Raw genomic sequence first — 17,409 nt, forward strand, 5'->3', positions numbered from 1 at the left:
TAATCACAGAATATACAGGCTGTTCCAGGTAAAATAAAGAAAAGAATGTTGAACATCTTATATGTCAATATATTTGCGAAAGGTGGAGAAAGATGTTAGCAGATTTAAGTATTAAAGATTTTGCCAGGGCAGTGGCTGCCTATGATCCGGTAATGCCGGCAGGTGGCTGTGTTACAGCACTATCCGGCTTAATGGGTGTTTGCTTATTGGAGATGTCAGTAAACTCGGCTTACGGACGTCCGGAAGGGGAAAAATATGAAGAGCTTTTCCGGGATGCTAAAACACAGTTGACTGAATTACATAATGAGTTATTAACTTATATCGAAAAAGATGCTGTTGCTTATAACGGAGTGCTTGCCGCCTGCAAACTGCAGAAATCCACCCCCCGGGAAGCCGAACACCGCAGGGCTGAAATTCAGGCAGCCGCTGTGTCAGCCATCCAAATACCTTTAAAAATAAGCGCAGCCTGCCTTGCTGCATTAGAACCGGGTATAATGCTTTTGCCAAAAGTTAAGCCCGGTGTGTTAGGGGATTTAATGATAGGCTTACTGGTAACTAAAACAGCCATTGAAGGCTCTCTTGCCGCGGCAAAAATAAATTTGCCGTTAATCAAGGAAGATACGCTTGTCAGGAGCTTCCAGGACCGGATTGATGAACTCCAGCTAAAATTCGATGCGGTAAAAACCAGACTATAAGCAAAAAAGAGTTATAATTGCCAAAGCAATTTATAACTCTTCTTTGTATGTATACAGCTTTGCCAATGGCAACAGCACCAAAATTACAGCAGCCCGTAAGCTTTCATTTCACTGCGCAGCAACGCAAGATTACCGTCACTGAGTTCTGTCAGCGGCATACGGCAAAGACCGGCCTCAAAGCCCAGCAGGTTTACAGCGGCTTTAACCGGAATAGGGTTTACTTCACTAAATAACGCTTTTATGAGATTGAGTGTCTGAAGCTGCTGCCGGATAGCACCCTTAATATCGCCGGCAAAAAATTTCGCAACCATGTCGTGAGTATCCTTAGGAATGATATTGGCCATAACCGATATAACACCCTTGCCGCCCATTGACAGCACAGGCAAGACCACATTATCATCACCGGAATATACAGAAAAGCCTTCTCCGCATAAATTGACCACATCGCCAACCTGCCCCAGATTGCATTCCTTAACAGCAATAATATTATCAATTTCCGCTAAGGCTTGTATTGTCTCAGGGTTGATGTTCAAATTGGTTCTGCCAGGCACATTATACAGAATGACCGGTATCTTAACACTATCGGCAATGACTTTAAAATGCCCGTATAAGCCTTTTTGTGTGGCTTTGTTATAGTACGGAGTTACCGACAGCAGTCCGTCGGCACCAACCGCTTCGGCGGCTTTCGACAGCTCTATGGCATGGCGGGTATCGTTGCTGCCTGCGCCGGCAATAACCGGCACGCGCTTTTTGGTGGCTTCCACCACAAACTTAATAACGGCAATATGCTCATCATCCGGCATAGTGGAGGCTTCACCGGTAGTGCCACAGACCACAATGGCATCTGTGCCACCCTGGATTTGAAACTCAACCAGTTTTTCTAATACGGGATAATTGACACCGCTGTCTGTAAACGGAGTAACAACAGCTACTGCAGAACCGATAAACAATGGGTTCTTCATAAACATGACCACCTTTTATTTAAATTGGTACGTCAAAGTATAACTATTAATAATTATATCTTATAAAACAACCAATTTCTATATAGTAATATCGCATTTTCACTGATTTCTCGCTAAAATTCGATGCATAAGAATAAGTTTATGCTGTATAAAAATCGATTGATCACTCACACCACCGCTGGAAACCATTGACCTCAATATCGAATTTCTCCAGAATTTTACCGATAATATGCCTGTTCATATCTTTTAGCTCCACAGGATTATTATAATAGGTGAGCATTGGCGGCATAATCAATGCCCCCATTTCGGCCAGGGTCAGCATATTTCTTAGATGAATTGCACTGAGCGGACACTCACGGGTGGCTAATATCAACCTTCTTTGTTCCTTAATGGTAACATCGGCGGCCCTAAGCAGCAGATTGTCCGCATAGCCGCAGGCAATGCCGGCAACAGTCTTCATACTGCAGGGAACAATAATCATGCCTTCGGTTCGATATGTACCGCTGGCTATGCCGGCACCAATATTATTGATATCATAAACCTTGTCAGCCAGTTGCATTACATCAGCTATTTTATAATCCGTCTCTTGCAGTATTGTTGCCTCAGCACCCTTGGAGATGACAAGATGGGTCTCATAGTCCGGCTTGCCCTTAAGCAGTTGCAATAATTCTATACCTAATATGGCACCACTGGCTCCACTCATCCCTACTACTAATCGCCTTTTATTGTTTACTGGCATTATCTGTTACCCGCCTTTTGAATTCTCATGCTAACCAACGCCCGGTCTGCACCGGTTTGTTACTTGTATTATAATCACTGGGCGGCAATCCTGTCCATACAGTAAAAGCAACATTCGCAGACACTACCAGCTGCGAATGCTGCTTTTACCTGTTCAATTATTATTTTCCGGCTTAAACCTGAAACTTGCCGACAGCTTCCCTAAGTTCCATCGCTAAATGAGCAAGGCTCTGGCTGGAGGAGGCAATTTCCTCCATGGACGCGGATTGTTCCTCGGTAGCCGCCGATACCAGCTGGGCTTCACCGGCTGCCGTCTTACCCAAGGTTTCAATCCGGTTTACCGATGTGACAATATGCCGGCTGCCACTGGCTATCTGTTCCATTGCGGCGGAAGTTTCCTTTATCTGGTCAGATACCTGGGTTACCAGGATCACAATTTCCGCAAAAGCTTGTCCGGCAGCATTAACGACTTCTGCGCCCACCTTTACTTCCCGGGTGCCGTCATTCATGGCTGTTACCGCTTTATCGGTATCACCCTGAATGCTGCCAATCAAGTCGGCGATCTGTTTAGCCGCTTCCTGGGACTGCTCGGCAAGCTTGCGCACTTCATCGGCAACAACGGCAAACCCGCGCCCCTGCTCCCCGGCCCGCGCCGCCTCAATAGCCGCATTAAGGGCCAGTAGGTTGGTCTGCCCGGCTATACCGGCAATGGTATCGACAATCTGTCCGATTTCCTTTGACCGTTCGCCCAATTCAGCTACTACTTCAGCGGAACTGTTGACCGTTTGTTCAATCTGCGCCATTTGGCTGATGGCTTTATTGACAGACTGACTGCCATCGGTTGCTTTAACCGCAGCCTGCGCCGATTGCAGGGCGACTTCCTGGGTGGTGGATGCAGCATGCTGGATGCTGGCCGATATTTGTTCAGCTACGGCGGCGCTTTCGTTAGCGGCGCTTAACTGTTCTGCCGTACCTGCCGCCACCTCGGTAATCGATGCGGCTACCTGATTGGCAGCCTCAGCCGATTGATCGGCACTGGCTGTCAACTGTTCACTGGAAGCAGCCAATTGCTCGGATTGAGAATGCACTTTCGCAACAAGTTCACGTAAATTTGTCCGCATCTGTCTGAAGCCCTGTGCCAGTTGGCCGATTTCATCCTCGCTGATAACCGTAGCCTCACGTTCCCGCAAGTCACCCCCGGCCAACAGCATACATTGATCCCGTATCAATGCAATAGGCTTGGTGAACTGCCTGGCAATGAATACGATGGCTGCCGCCGCAATGAATAAAGAAACCAGCGAAATGATCAGCATAATCCGCGCCAGGGCATCTGTGGCCTTAGTGGCTTCCGCCTCCGGCGCCGATACCACCATAACCCAGCGCTGACCACCGGCAAGGTCGACTGGTGTAAATACCCCATCCCTGGTCACACCGCCAGCGAATTGGTATAAGCCGTGTGTTTGCTTCCCGGACTGAGCGGCGGTGGCAAACAGCGAAAGCAGACGGTCGTCAAGCTCTTTCTCCTGCAGCTTGAGTTCCTCATTGATCTTCTTTTCGGCAATATTGAGTTTCCCGGCAGCCTCAGGCATTCTCGGATGAGAGATGACGACCCCTGAATTATCAGCGATTAACCCATAGCCGGTATCAAGGAACTTCAGGTCCTTAATCAGTTCAGTCACCGCTTCCAGAGAATACGTCCCGCCTGTTATCCCTACCAGTTGTCCGTTGTTCATAACCGGTACGGCCAGAAAAACGGATATCTTACCTGTTGCCCGCGAAACAAGCGGTTCGGAGACATAAGGTTTCTTGATATCAAGCACTTTTTTGAAATATTCGCGGTCCTGATATTGGCCGGCAGTACCGTCGCCGCGAATCGCCGAGCCATCCGGCGAAATGAATAAAACAGTCTCAAACCCAACCTCTTTTTGTATCTCTGCCATGGCTGCAATAATCTGTGCCTTGTCAGTCCCGGTGCGGAAAGTCGGAGTTTGGGCCATATCCTCCAACTGAACCATGAGTTCCCTGATATTGCTTTGTAAACGGTTGCCATAATCGGTGCCGATTGCCTCAGCCGTTTTATCAACGCTTTCTTGCAAAGATTGGTTGGCAATATAGTAACTAACCCCCGACAACACACTCAACACCACGAGAATAAGTGGCAGCAGCCATATTAGCAAACGCGCCTGAACCGTTTTAATTCTCATCGCAGACTCCTTTCATTCCCTACGTTATCACGGTCTTCCTGTGGATAACAAGTAGAAAAATACCATTTTTTGTCGCAATTGGCAATACTTTATCACACACTATCCCGTTGAGTCAAGAGATGTGTTGCTTCTTTATCTATTTTGTCTAGCCAAATCTCCGCAATAATGGTACTCTGTTTCCGTCTCAGCCACTCACCTCTATCCCTGCCTTGTAACTCCGCCGGGATAGCGCCCGGCAATAAAGCCAGTGCTGTTTTAAACGGTTCCAGTGCCGGAATACCTGCCTGAGCAGCCTGCGAAACAATATCAAATTCCGCTACAGTCAGTGACCCACGCCGCAAACTGTCGATGGCAACTGCAATTTTTTCCGGGTCAGGATGCTCCAGTAAAGCTGCCACTTTACCTGCTGCTGCGGCGGCCTGGAGCCAGTCTCCCGGTAAAGTCATGCGCTTGTTCCAGCAGGCTAAGCCTTCCGGTCCTAATGTTAAGCCCAGTGCAGCAAACCTTACCTTGGGACTGGCGGTAACGTTTGCCACAGCATCCAGCCGCGTCATGGCAAGTGCAAATTCTTCCCGGGATAACTGCGCCATTTCTGTAAAAGCAATATCCAGTAAACGGCTCTGAGCCAAAACTTCAAAAAATCGCGCCGGCGCCTGAGCCGCCTGCATAACCTTCACCATTTCGGCCAGTATCCGTTCGGCCGGTTCGTCACTAAGCTCAGCCGCCGCGGCACTTGCAAGCGTCAGGGTATCAGCGTCTATCGCAAAACCCAATCGCGCCGCCTGGCTCGCCAGCCGCAAGGCGCGTATCGGGTCGTCGGCAAACTGCGGGCCGGTAGCGCGAAGCAGTTTGTTCTTAATATCCTGAACGCCTCCAAACGGGTCAACGACTTCTCCTGTCAAACAGTCAATGGCAATGGAGTTCACCGTTGTATCACGGCGGAATAGGTCTGCTTCAATGGTGATTTTCGGGTTTGACGCGATTTTAAACCCTTTGTAGCCGCTGCCGTCTTTTCGCTCAGTTCTGGCAAAGGCAACTTCACACCGCCGGCCATCAACATTCAGCCAAAACACCGGAAAATACTTGCCGCATTCGGAAGCTTCCGGAAAGAGCTGCTTGAAGTTTTTCTTAACCATGCCGACTACGCAAAAATCTATATCTTTCGGCGCAATTCCCATCACCATATCACGGACACAGCCCCCTACCCGATACAAACGCCCGCCATTTGCCAGAATGGTTTCCGCAAAGATTCGTTCTGTTAATACTTCACCGCTCATCCGGCTGCCCCCTTACTCTTCTTTTTTAATACCCCGAGAAGCAAACGGCCTCACCCCCGCATTGCGCGCATGGGTGAAGCCGTTTTTCTCTACTACTGCGGGCGCGGTCCGGGACATCAGTTATCTATAAGTTAATTATACCCGAAACTTGGCAACTGCAGCTTGAATTTTTTCCGCAAGCTGCGCGAGCGATTGACTGGCAGAAGCAATTTCCTCCATCGATGCAGTCTGTTCCTCGGTTGCAGCTGAGATAGTCCCGGTTTCCGCAGCTGCATCCCTGGCAATGGTTTCGACTTGCCGAATAGAGGAAACCACTGCCTGGCTGCCTTGCGCCACCTGCTGAACAGCAACCGTTACCTCATTCACTTGCAGCGAAACCTGATTTACCATTGCCGAGATTTCATGGAATGCTGTTTCTGCCGAAGAAACCAGGCTGGTACCCAGTTTAACTTCACCGGTACCTGTTCCCATAGCTTTTACCGCACGTTCGGTATCGGCTTGTATTTCCTGAATCAAGCCGGCAATTTGCTGGGTCGCTCCATGAGACTGTTCGGCCAGTTTCCGGACTTCTTCGGCTACAACGGCAAAGCCGCGTCCTTGCTCACCGGCTCTGGCGGCTTCTATGGCTGCGTTAAGCGCCAGCAGATTGGTCTGCCCGGCTATACCGGCAATGGTATCGATAATTTGCCCAATTTCCTGGGAACGCTCCCCCAGCTTGCTGACAACTGCCGCAGAATCGGTAACGGTTTTTTCAATATTGGTCATCTGTTTAATGGCAGAATAGACAGCCTGTTCTCCATCCCTTGCTGCCGTGGCTGTTTTACCGGATACTTCAGCCACAGCTTTCACCTTGTCTGTTATTTGCTCAATATTGACCGACATATGTTCAATTGCGCCGGAAGCATGGCTTATCACCTGCACCTGATTCTCACTGCCGCGAGCCATCTCGGTGGTAGATGCCGCCACTTGCGAGGAAGCAAGCGCCGTTTGTTCCGACGTGGCGGTAAGCTCCTGACTGGCGGCGGCCACCTGATTTGAGGAATCGGCTACTTCGCGGATAAGCTCCCGCAAACTGGCCTTCATCTCATTTACAGACAGGGACAGCATTCCCGTCTCATCCCTGGCATTGACCGGCAAATCAGCTACTCCCAGATTGCCTGTGGCAATCTGGCGTACACCTTCTGCCGCCGCCACAATAGGGTCAGATATCTTCCGGCTGATGTATAACGCCATACAGACAGAAATACTAAGCCCGATTATGGCGATAAGCACGGCAATCCCAATATCATTTATCAACTGGCGTTTATTTGCTGCTGCTTTTGCGGCAACATTTGCTTCGATGTCATCTACCCAATTCCCGGTGCCGATAATCCAGTTATATGGTTTAAACAGCAAGGAATAGCCTCGTTTAGGCAAATCTTCTGTTTCATTTGGCTTAGGAAACCAGTAATCGGTATAACCGCCGGCCGGCTGCATGCCGCTGTTGATTATATCCCGGATAAACTTATTACCCTTAGCATCGACAAGCTCCAGGCGGCTTTTACCCTCAATATCCCGCCCCAGCAGCACCACGTTAATCCCCTCGGTGGTGTCAATCCAAAAATAATTGCCGTTATCAAACCGCAAATCCCGTATCAGCGCAGCCGCTTGTTTTTTGGCTTCCGCTTCAGACAAAACTCCTTGCTGTTGCTCAGCATACAGCTTTTGCACCAGACTGTGGGCAGTTTCCACCTCCAGCTTGATGCTTCTGTCAAATTGTTCGTATAACATGGCCCGGTATTCCTGGATGTCGGCTTCATTACGCTGGATTGTACTCCAAACACTGTAGCATGAGAGAATCAAAACACACACAAAGCTAGTGGCAAATAAAGCAGCTATTAACCGATACTTTAATTTTGTCATAACGCTCCTCCTACTTCATCCCAAAGGAAAATACAAAATTTTCTTAATATAATGATTTTTTATCATATTTTATCACATGTTATTGAAATTGGAAATACGTTGGCATATCAGAATGATTAATAAACCGTGCCGCCAGGTTGCTGCCAGCCAAATCCACCACAATACTTTATCAATAAAAAAAGCCCCGTTAAGGGCTTTTTTTTATTGACTTTCATTATGATACCCGTTTTACCCCGACCTGTTTGGTGGCAATAACATCGGCATTAAGCCCCAGCACATTTTTGATGATAACCTGGCCCAGCATTACCGGTGCCGTTAATTTTACTTTCTTAATTTCATTTACTACAGCAAAAATTTCCGCTTTGGGAATGGGATTGCTCAGTCTTACACTTACAAGCGGTATGTCCCCGTTGGCAACCAATACCGAGGTAGCAATATTTCTTTGCGGATCGACCAACTCCTGCCGGACATAGTCTGTACCCTTGCTGCAGGCTGCCCCTTCTATGGCAATTATTTCTGTTCCCTCGATTTCGGCCTCCAGCTCACAGCCGTTAGGGCAGATGATGCAGGTATACTCTTTTTTCATTTTACCACCACCTTGATTGTATCGGTCGATTTCAGCGCTGCCTGCTCCAGCTTAAACTGGATCATCTCTGCCGGAATTGCTTTTTTCAGCTTGATTGTCTTAATTACCGTTTCCCCTTGCAGGACATCTATTACACAATTCTTCAAGGGTTTTCTTACCCGCAGGGAGATTTTCACATCCTTGCCGCCACTGATCTGCTGGGGAATGGTATGGCTTACGGCAGCATCTGTTGTTATCCTAATCCCGCAGCCGGGCAGCCTGCCTGCGGTAATATATTCGACCACACTGTCGGCAAGCGCTTCTGCTTCCAGGGAGACAAAGTCGACTAAATCATGTACTTGCAGTACATTACCGGCGGCAAACACACCGGGTACAGTAGTCTGATAGTTTTCATCCACAACAGCACCTTTGGTTCTTTCGTCCAACTCTACGCCACAGGCTAAGGACAGTTCGTTCTCGGGAATTAAGCCCACAGACAGAATCAGGGTATCACAGGCATAATCCTTTTCTGTTCCGGGAATGGGTTTCAGGTTTTCATCAACCTGCGATACGGTAACGCCTTCCAGGCGCGAATGGCCTTTGATGTTGGTAATGGTGTGGCTTACATGCAGCGGAATACCATAATCATTCAGGCATTGTTCGATATTTCGCGGCAGGCCGCTGGGATATGGCTGCAGCTCAAACACTGCCTTTACCCTGGCGCCCTCAAGTGTCATTCTTCTGGCCATAATCATCCCGATATCACCGGACCCAAGAATAACCGCCTCTTTGCCCACCATGGTATTATGCAGGTTAATATATGCCTGAGCGACGCCGGCATTATAGATACCGGCAGGCCTTGTACCGGGAATGCCAATGGCGCCTCTGGTTCTTTCCCTGCAACCCATTGCCAGCACAACGGCTTTGGCCTGATACTCCAGCAAACCTGCTTTTGACACGGCAATGACCTTTTTTCCCGGGGTAATGTCAATGACGGTGGTGTCGGTAATATATTCGATATTCATTGCTGCTACCTGGTCGATAAAGCGTGCCGAGTACTCCGGGCCGCTCAGAGTCTGCTTAAACCGGGTAAGGCCAAAGCCGTCATGGATGCATTGCCGCAAGATTCCGCCTAACTGCTTTTCTCTTTCCAGTATGACAATATCGTTAATGCCTTTATTTCTAAGCTGTACCGCAGCCGCAAGCCCCGCCGGCCCGCCACCGACAATTACAACCTCTTTATTTATTACAGCCATTACACCCTCACCCTCCCGGTAAACATGGTAGAACCAGGTCTTCCATAGATGACCCCGGTTGCTTTTTTCTGCAATTCCTCCTGAATAATCTCGGCAATTCTGGTCTCACAGTAGCCGCCCTGGCAGCGCCCCATGGTGGCGCGGGTTCTGTTTTTAATCCCCAGTACGGTTTCCACGCCGAGGCAATTATGGACGGCCGCCAGTATCTCGGCCTTAGTCACCGTTTCACAGCGGCAAATTATCTCGCCATAATTGGGGTCTTGGGCAATTAATTCTTTTTGTACCTCACGACTTTGCTCAGCAAAGCAAAGGATGCCTTTTCTCCTCGGGTTAAAGCTTTCATTAGGTGTCAGGGCTTCTTGTTCCCGCATGAGGGCAACCGCCCTTCTGGCCAAGGGCAGGGCACAGGTTAACCCGGGTGATTCAATGCCTACCAGGTTAATGGTATTGGGGGCTTCTGCCCTTGCTTCTACTACAAAATCAAGTACTTGCCGCGTCTCCTTATTGATCAGCTTGGGGCGAATTCCGGAGAAATTCCGGATAAAGTGCTCCCGTTTCATATGTTTGAACATTTTGGCGCCATCGGCAATCAAATTCTCCATCACCGCCGGTGTTGCGCCATAGTCGGCAAAATCCTCAACAAGCTCCGAGCTTGGACCAACCAGCACATTGCCATCCACCGTCGGCGTTGCATGGGTGGCAAAGCCGCCTGTCGGCCCCGGTGCCGGATATACCGGCATATTGAGGTATTTGCCAACCCTTTTATCTAACACAAAATATTCGCCCTTGAAGCCGGCAATGGTATAGCCGTCAATCCCCAGCAGGGTTGAAATCCTGGCTGCGTTCAGCCCGGCACAGTTAACCACCCATCGCGTTTGGTATACCCCATGCCTGGTGGTTATTTCATAAAGGTCATTTATCCTTTGAATACCGATGACTTCCTGGTCAAAATAAAAATCCACGCCATTTTGCCTGGCATTTTCCGCAAGGGCAATAGTATAAATAAAAGGATTTAAAATGCCGGACGAAGGGGCATACATGGCAAACTCTCCCCCGGCACTTGAATCCAGTTCTGCCAGTCTTTGCTTATCAATCATGGTTAAGCCAGGCACACCGTTGGCATCGCCAATGGCCTTATATTTTATCAGGCTTTGGCGGTCCTTTTCATCAAAGCCGACAACCACCTTGCCTGTTCGTTTAAAAGGAATATCCAATTCTTCGGCCACTTTATCAAATTCGGCATTCCCTTCCACACTGCACTGCGCTTTAAGGGAGCCGGTTTTATAAGTAAAGCCGGCATGCAGCACACCGGTATTCCTGCTGCTGGTTTCACAGCCTACATCCAGTTCCTTTTCCAGAACCCCGATCTTCAGGCGAAACCGGGCCAACTCTCTCGCCACCGCACTACCGACCACGCCTGCGCCAATAATTACTGCATCATACACCTGCTTCATTTGGCAAGCACCCCCATATTCCTATTACCAATCCAAATACATTGGATGTATTTATGATTTTAGATTATCGTTTTCAGAGGGTTTTGTCAATTGATTTCGCTTATTTCGAATAAAATTACAATTATTCCTCCTATTGGGACTTTATTATTTCGTTTTACCCATATATATGGCCTCAAATACGTAGGATGTATTTATAAAAAAATAAAAACCTCACTTCTCCGTTTTATTTGAGAAATGAGGTTTCTTTAAGGTGCATACTTTTCCTTAACTTATTTCGGTTATAAGACAGATGCAGCAGCATAGCGTCTTGCGCGTCATGGGGCCGCCGGGCCTTAATGGCTTCAAAAATTTCCCGGTGATGTTCAATGGTTTTGCTTACCACTTTATTTTCCTCAATATTGGTAAACACAGTGATAGCCGCATTGATAATGGGAATTAAATTAGGCACCACCGTATTTTTACTGCATTTGGCAATTTGGGTATGAAATTCAATATCCTTTTTTACCGGATTTTCACCGGCCAACAGCTGCTGCTCCACTTCATCACACAACTGCCCTAAGGTTTCAATCTCTCCGACTGTTGCATTTTGTGCCGCCCAGGAGGCAATGGCCGGTTCCAGAAGAAACCGCACCTGGATCAGGTCTAAAAATACTTTTTCCTTGTCTTTGATGAAGGTAAGCCCCAGCGGGTCATCTGCGATACCCATTTTTTGCGAAACAAAGGTGCCTGCACCCCGCCGGATTTCCACAACATTTCTGGACACCAACGCCCGAATGGCCTCACGCACGGTGTTGCGGCTTACGCCCAAAAGCTGCGAAAGCTCATACTCATTCGGCAGCTTCTGTCCGACAGGATACTCATTATCAACAATCAGCTTGACTATGGCATCTGAAGTAGTTTCCACAAGGGACTTATTTGCCAAACCCTCAACCACCAGCATGGATTTCACCACCTTACACCAATCCCGGGGATTTCCCTTGATTATGACATTAATTATAGCGTCCTGCCGCCTTTATCGCAACTCCGGGGAGGCGGCCGTCGGTCTACCGTGTCAGTTCCCGGATACTTTGGACCAAAGCCCCCAGCAGACGGTGGAAACCCTGGGGATTTTGTCCGGGCACCCGGTATTGTTTGTTAATTTCTATCTGCACAGCAGGTATGCCCAGTTCGCGGGCCACATAAGCGGTAACGGCATCAGGGCCGATGGCGCCAGCGTGGTCCCGGGAGATTTTGCTTAACCCCAGCTCTTGAAAGTTACGCTCCAGTGCTGCCAGCATCCCGGTCTGATTGAGCAGCGTCTTGCCCCCATTGGTGCCAAAGTCGGCATCAAAATCCTGCTCGCGCGCCGCACCGTGCAGGTCCAGTACCAGCTTTATCTTGTGCCTGGCACAAATCCCGGCAATTCTTTCTTTATAGATACAAGGGTTGTCGGTGTTAGGGTCACCGCCATAAAGCTTAGTCGCCGCAATGGCATGACAATCTGTCAGTTGCTGCAAGAGAAACGCGATGGAACCGGTAAATTGATCTGACATCTTGATCTTTCTTTGCCGGAAGTACCTGACGGCATGCGGCGCCGACACCAAAACAGGCAGCTTCCCTAAAGAAACATAAAAAGGGTCCTCCTGCTTGGGATTAACGCTTCTGTCGGTTTTGTAGAAATGCACTCTTTCCACATTCACCGCTTCCTCATTCAGCCGTCCCCGGTTAAATTCCTGCAAAAGTTCTGCTTGTTTGCCCAACTACTTAACCCCCGCTTCTTACTTTGGCGAATATCCAGGGATTCGACGTCAGGTAAAAAATCCCCTCCCAGATGAAAGAGCCCCGGATACTTTACCGGAACTCCGGCAAGTGCCCAAGGCTCTTTCAAGAGGGGTTATTGACTACAGCGTTTCTTCCGCAGCTTTGCCAGGTTTCATGTTAAACCATACTTTTACAGCATCAATAATGACAAAGACAATGAGAATCATCATGACTGCACTGGAACCGGCCAGTAACATTTGTCCTTTGGGCAAATAGAATTCAAAGATATTGTAAAAACCGGCAGTCAGGGCCGTAACCAGCATAAAGGAAAGTGGCACCAAGGTAACCCACAGGTATTTTGCCTTGCCCATACGCAGCAATACGGTAGTACCAATGGTTAGCGTCATGCTGGCCAGCAATTGGTTAGACAGACCAAACAGGGGCCAAATGGATGAAATCGAACCGCCAAAGATCAGATAGCCCCAGGCAAAGGAGATTAATGCACTGGTAAACACGATGCCGGGAGTCCAATGTACATCACCAAGCGGTTTGTAGATCATGCCGCCAACTTCCTGCAATAAATAACGGCCAACCCGGGTACCGGCATCAATAATGGTTAAAATGAACAGGGCTTCAAACATGATGGCAAAGTGATAGAGGAAGGACATAAAGTTTTCCAGTCCGGGGATTTTAGCAAAAATGTGCGCCATACCTACGGCAAGTGATACCGCACCGCCAGGCCGGCCGGCAACATCTTCACCAACCATTTGTGATAACCAGGGAAGCTCCTCGACAACCATTCCCAGCTTGGCAAAGGCTGCCGGCGTACTGTTGATAGCAAAGTAATCGGCAGGAACCAGACTGGTTGCCGCAATCAAAGCCATGAGGCCAATAAAGGATTCCGCCAGCATGGCACCAAAACCAATTGGCAGTATTTCGCTTTCGTTGGTAATCATTTTAGGCGTTGTACCGGTGGCAATGACTGAATGGAAGCCGGAGATTGCCCCGCAGGCAACAGTAATACAGACAAAAGGCCATACCGGACCGGGAACAACAGGACCGCCGCCACTAATAAAGGGCGTAATCGCCGGCATCTGGATCTGGGGTTGAACAATGATAATTCCTAAAGCCAAGGCAGCAATCGTACCGATCTTCATGTAGGTGCTTAAATAATCACGCGGAGCCAGCAGGAGCCATACCGGCAGCGCGGCTGCAACAAAACCATATAAAGGAAGTAAAATATCTAATTGGGAACGGGTAAGCGTGAAAAAAGGTGCCCAGGCAGAATGTTGTATCCAGGCTCCGCCAAATACAGCGGCAATAACCAAAGCAACGCCGATAAAGGATGCTTCGCCCACACAGCCAGGACGAAGATAGCGCATATAAATGCCAATGAACAGGGCAATTGGGATGGTGGCCCCAACGGTAAACGCTCCCCAGGGACTGTTAAACAGGGCGTTGGCAACCGCAATCCCCATACCTGCCATGGTGATAACCAAAATAAAGATAACGGCAAGGGCAGCAGCCAAACCGGCCGATTTACCAATTTCCGCCTTGGCAATTTCCGCAATAGATTTACCATCATGGCGGATTGAGGCAAACAGGATAATCATATCATGGACTGCCCCGCCGATACAGGCACCGATAAGCAGCCAGATAGTTCCCGGCAAATAACCGAACTGGGCTGCCAGTACCGGGCCGACAAGCGGGCCGGCGCCGGCAATAGCGGCGAAATGATGACCGAAAGTAACCCATTTATTCGTGGGCACATAATCATGGCCATCTTCGTGGACAACAGCCGGAGTCGGTCGGTTAGGATCAAGAGCTAATACTTTTGCAGCCATGAAGGCGCCGTAGTAACGATAACAAATCGTCAGCACCAAAGCAGCGATGAGTACCAGATAAAAACCATTCATAAGACTTGCCTCCTTGTATTTATTGAATTCTTCGAATTAACTATAAAACAAAGAATTCATTAAATAAATGCAATCTTTATGAATGGAACAAAGTAAGGCTTAAACAGAAATTATTGACAATGAACAGAAATAGTATTATTTCAATCCCAAAATGGCTTTTATCTCTTTAATTTTACTTTTACTAACAGGTATTTCCACCTGCGGGCATTGCTCCATTTTCAGCCAATAAGTACCCTTGAACCACGGCACAACTCCTTGTACTTTATCCATGTTTGCAAGATAGCTTTTGTGTACGCGCAGTATATTGGTATCGCCAACCCGGTCTGCAAGTTCTGCGAGTGTACCGCTATAGTTTAATTCTTCACCGGCGGTTACGATAACGGCATTGCCGGCACTGGCATAAGCGTAAATAATATCACTGTAGTTGATGAAAATAATTCTCCCTGCCTTTTCTACCGGCAGTTTGTGAATATGAACTTTGGTAACATCAAGTACAGCATCAATACGGTCAGCAGCGGCTTTCCATTCTTCCGGCTGATAATTTTTCAGACGTACAATGGTTTTGTCAATCCGCTCCTGTTCAAAGGGTTTTAAGATATAGTCTACCGCGCCAATTTCAAAGGCTTTTATCGCATATTCGTCATAGGCGGTAGCAAAAACAATCATGGTATGGGCTGCAATTTTTCTTAAGATTACCGCAGCTTCCAGCCCATTGATGTCCCGCATGCTGATATCTAAAAAGATAACATCCGGTTGTAACAGGGTAGCAAGTTTAATGGCCTCTGCGCCATTGTCCGCTTCACCGGCAATTTCAATCTCCGGTTTCAACGACAGGAGATAGCGCAATTCTTCTCTGGCTGGTAATTCGTCATCAACAATCAGGACTTTGAGCACATGCTTCACCTTCATTTGCAGTTATTTGGGGAATGGTAATAGTAACAACAGTACCTGCGCCGATAGTGCTGTCAATAGTTAGACCATAGAAGCCGCCATATTGTCCGCGCAGGCGTTCATGAACATTCATCAGTCCGATATGATCGTTAAAAGGGTGTTTGAGGGGATTGGCTGCCGCCAAATCCATTCCCACCCCATCATCGGCAACCATAATCATAATATCATGCACGGTTTTCTGAATACTAATGGTAATCGTTCCGCCATCGTTCTTTGGCTTCAAGCCATGGATAACAGCATTTTCAATAACCGGCTGAATGGTAAGTGAGGGGATTAAATACTCCCCGGTTGACGGATCAATATTTTCTTCAATATGCAGTTTGTCCCCATAGCGGGCTTTTTCAATCGCCAAATAGGCGCTGACTTGTGTCAGTTCGTCCGCAATAGTAATATTGCGACCGGCTTTTTGCAAGGTAAAACGGAAAATGGCACTGAGCTTTATCAGCAAGCTGCGCGCCAAATCCGGTTTGGTGCGAATCAACGAGGTTATCGTATTCAGCGTATTGAATAAAAAATGCGGATTGATCTGGGCCTGCAAAGCCTTTAATTCCGCATTCGCGGCTAATTTTGCCTGACGGTCGATTTCCGCCAGTTCAAGTTGAATGGAAAATAAATGGGCAAGTCCCTCGGCAAATACGACATCTGATTGATTAACCGGCTTATTGTCGACGTAGTACAGCTTAAAGGTTCCAATAATCTGTTCCCCTCGTTTCAGCGGTACGACAATGGCACTGGTCAGCAGACAACCGGGACATTGGCAGCCGATTTCCTCCGGACTTTTGGCAATATAAATATTGCCTGTCTGCAAAGTCTTATTGGTAGCAAGCGTAAGCTGGTGGTGCCTCGACAAATGATGTTCGGCGTCGGTGCCAACAAAAGCCAAAACCCGTTCGGTATCGGTTACGGCCACAGCAGGGTAACTTCCATTGGCATAAATAATGTCTGCCGCCGCCTTGGCGGACGCCGTATCAAGCCCTTTTCTAAAATACGACAAGGTTTGAGCGGCAATAGCCAATACTTTTTGCGACTGTGCCGCGCCGACTTGCTGTTGTACCTCCATTGTCATCTTAATGATTAACATAAAAATCATAAGCCCGATGGAATTGGCGACAATCATCGGCAAGGCTATATGCTTTACCAGGGTTACCGCCATTTCGAAGGGCCGGGCGGTAAGCAGTATAATCACCATCTGCATAATTTCTCCGACAATACCACTGAGCAGAACCATCCACCAGGACATCGGACTGTGCGGGTATCGCTGTTTTATCCAGCCGGCTAACAAGCCCTCCAGGACATTGGCCAGCGCACAGGAAAAAGCCGAAAATCCGCCAAACATCAAATAGCGGTGTCCCCCGGCTATTAAACCGGCCGCAGCCCCTATGGCCGGACCGCCAAGCAGTCCGGCAGCCATCACTCCTACCACCCGGGAGTTGGCCAGTGCGTCATCCACCGGGATGCCGGCATAGGTACCAACAATACCAATACAGCCAAAAATAAGCGAAAGTTTTACTTTATCCATTACGCTTACATAACTGTAAGTAATACGGCGAAAAATGGTAGTCTGCGATAAAACAAACGCCAATGTGGCCGCAATACTCATGCGTTCGATCATTTGCATCAGCAAAGTTTCTTCCATAGAATGCACCTCTACCTTCAATATGATATTACTTCGGAGAAAAACACAGTAACCCTGCAAAAAAAAAGTTTGCCGGCCTGAACCATTTTTTGGGGTTCAAACCGGCAAACTGC

The 17,409-nt window shown here is 48.2% G+C and carries 14 protein-coding genes; 1 reads left to right on the forward strand and 13 read right to left on the reverse strand.

The annotated features are described in order from the left end of the window. Positions 1-92 precede the first annotated feature (92 nt). On the forward strand, positions 93-695 hold the full coding sequence (locus SPSPH_RS19470; protein WP_075757696.1) for a cyclodeaminase/cyclohydrolase family protein: 603 nt from the start codon (positions 93-95) through the stop codon (positions 693-695). 83 nt (positions 696-778) lie between these two features. Here SPSPH_RS19470 and dapA read toward each other — a convergent pair whose 3' ends face one another. From dapA to SPSPH_RS19535, 13 genes are all read right to left on the reverse strand, one after another. After that, positions 779-1,657, reverse strand: coding sequence for a 4-hydroxy-tetrahydrodipicolinate synthase (gene dapA / locus SPSPH_RS19475; RefSeq protein ID WP_075757695.1), 879 nt, complete (start codon positions 1,655-1,657; stop codon positions 779-781). Positions 1,658-1,820: 163 nt separating this feature from the next. Next, positions 1,821-2,396: a UbiX family flavin prenyltransferase gene (locus SPSPH_RS19480; protein WP_075757694.1), complete on the reverse strand. Its 576-nt coding sequence runs from the start codon at positions 2,394-2,396 to the stop codon at positions 1,821-1,823. Between the two features lie 172 nt (positions 2,397-2,568). After that, positions 2,569-4,599 carry a methyl-accepting chemotaxis protein gene (locus SPSPH_RS19485; protein WP_075757693.1) on the reverse strand — a complete coding sequence of 677 codons (2,031 nt, stop codon included), beginning with the start codon at positions 4,597-4,599 and terminating at the stop codon, positions 2,569-2,571. Positions 4,600-4,691: 92 nt separating this feature from the next. Continuing rightward, positions 4,692-5,876, reverse strand: coding sequence for a CCA tRNA nucleotidyltransferase (locus SPSPH_RS19490; protein WP_075757692.1), 1,185 nt, complete (start codon positions 5,874-5,876; stop codon positions 4,692-4,694). A gap of 135 nt (positions 5,877-6,011) precedes the next feature. Continuing rightward, positions 6,012-7,778 carry a methyl-accepting chemotaxis protein gene (locus SPSPH_RS19495; protein ID WP_075757691.1) on the reverse strand — a complete coding sequence of 589 codons (1,767 nt, stop codon included), beginning with the start codon at positions 7,776-7,778 and terminating at the stop codon, positions 6,012-6,014. 214 nt (positions 7,779-7,992) lie between these two features. Next, positions 7,993-8,364, reverse strand: coding sequence for a DUF1667 domain-containing protein (locus SPSPH_RS19500; protein ID WP_075757690.1), 372 nt, complete (start codon positions 8,362-8,364; stop codon positions 7,993-7,995). Further along, entirely contained in the window at positions 8,361-9,599 is a 1,239-nt protein-coding gene (locus SPSPH_RS19505; protein WP_075757689.1) for an NAD(P)/FAD-dependent oxidoreductase, read from the reverse strand. Before SPSPH_RS19505 ends, SPSPH_RS19500 begins: the two co-directional genes overlap by 4 nt. Beyond that, on the reverse strand, positions 9,599-11,053 hold the full coding sequence (locus tag SPSPH_RS19510; RefSeq protein ID WP_075757688.1) for an NAD(P)/FAD-dependent oxidoreductase: 1,455 nt from the start codon (positions 11,051-11,053) through the stop codon (positions 9,599-9,601). The genes SPSPH_RS19505 and SPSPH_RS19510 overlap by 1 nt, the downstream gene beginning before the upstream one ends. A gap of 223 nt (positions 11,054-11,276) precedes the next feature. Then, complete coding sequence (locus SPSPH_RS19515; RefSeq protein ID WP_075757687.1) at positions 11,277-11,993, reverse strand: FadR/GntR family transcriptional regulator; 717 nt, start codon at positions 11,991-11,993, stop codon at positions 11,277-11,279. 103 nt (positions 11,994-12,096) lie between these two features. Then, positions 12,097-12,792 carry a hypothetical protein gene (locus SPSPH_RS19520; protein ID WP_075757686.1) on the reverse strand — a complete coding sequence of 232 codons (696 nt, stop codon included), beginning with the start codon at positions 12,790-12,792 and terminating at the stop codon, positions 12,097-12,099. 141 nt (positions 12,793-12,933) lie between these two features. Beyond that, complete coding sequence (locus SPSPH_RS19525) at positions 12,934-14,709, reverse strand: carbon starvation CstA family protein (RefSeq protein WP_075757685.1); 1,776 nt, start codon at positions 14,707-14,709, stop codon at positions 12,934-12,936. 135 nt (positions 14,710-14,844) lie between these two features. Beyond that, a complete protein-coding gene (locus SPSPH_RS19530; RefSeq protein ID WP_083945708.1) occupies positions 14,845-15,603 on the reverse strand; it encodes a LytR/AlgR family response regulator transcription factor in 759 nt (252 codons plus the stop codon). Next, a complete protein-coding gene (locus SPSPH_RS19535; RefSeq protein ID WP_075757683.1) occupies positions 15,581-17,296 on the reverse strand; it encodes a LytS/YhcK type 5TM receptor domain-containing protein in 1,716 nt (571 codons plus the stop codon). The genes SPSPH_RS19530 and SPSPH_RS19535 overlap by 23 nt, the downstream gene beginning before the upstream one ends. Positions 17,297-17,409 lie beyond the last annotated feature (113 nt).

This window comes from Sporomusa sphaeroides DSM 2875 (assembly GCF_001941975.2).
In the GTDB taxonomy this organism is placed as follows: domain Bacteria; phylum Bacillota; class Negativicutes; order Sporomusales; family Sporomusaceae; genus Sporomusa; species Sporomusa sphaeroides.

What these genes read in the sequence shown, in the direction of transcription:
- SPSPH_RS19495 (WP_075757691.1), bottom strand. Translation starts at nt 7,778, where the DNA reads ATGACAAAATTAAAGTATCGGTTAATAGCTGCTTTATTTGCCACTAGC.
- SPSPH_RS19490 (WP_075757692.1), bottom strand. Translation starts at nt 5,876, where the DNA reads ATGAGCGGTGAAGTATTAACAGAACGAATCTTTGCGGAAACCATTCTG.
- SPSPH_RS19485 (WP_075757693.1), bottom strand. Translation starts at nt 4,599, where the DNA reads ATGAGAATTAAAACGGTTCAGGCGCGTTTGCTAATATGGCTGCTGCCA.
- SPSPH_RS19535 (WP_075757683.1), bottom strand. Translation starts at nt 17,296, where the DNA reads ATGGAAGAAACTTTGCTGATGCAAATGATCGAACGCATGAGTATTGCG.
- SPSPH_RS19500 (WP_075757690.1), bottom strand. Translation starts at nt 8,364, where the DNA reads ATGAAAAAAGAGTATACCTGCATCATCTGCCCTAACGGCTGTGAGCTG.
- dapA (WP_075757695.1), bottom strand. Translation starts at nt 1,657, where the DNA reads ATGAAGAACCCATTGTTTATCGGTTCTGCAGTAGCTGTTGTTACTCCG.
- SPSPH_RS19480 (WP_075757694.1), bottom strand. Translation starts at nt 2,396, where the DNA reads ATGCCAGTAAACAATAAAAGGCGATTAGTAGTAGGGATGAGTGGAGCC.
- SPSPH_RS19525 (WP_075757685.1), bottom strand. Translation starts at nt 14,709, where the DNA reads ATGAATGGTTTTTATCTGGTACTCATCGCTGCTTTGGTGCTGACGATT.
- SPSPH_RS19505 (WP_075757689.1), bottom strand. Translation starts at nt 9,599, where the DNA reads ATGGCTGTAATAAATAAAGAGGTTGTAATTGTCGGTGGCGGGCCGGCG.
- SPSPH_RS19470 (WP_075757696.1), top strand. Translation starts at nt 93, where the DNA reads ATGTTAGCAGATTTAAGTATTAAAGATTTTGCCAGGGCAGTGGCTGCC.
- SPSPH_RS19515 (WP_075757687.1), bottom strand. Translation starts at nt 11,993, where the DNA reads ATGCTGGTGGTTGAGGGTTTGGCAAATAAGTCCCTTGTGGAAACTACT.
- SPSPH_RS19510 (WP_075757688.1), bottom strand. Translation starts at nt 11,053, where the DNA reads ATGAAGCAGGTGTATGATGCAGTAATTATTGGCGCAGGCGTGGTCGGT.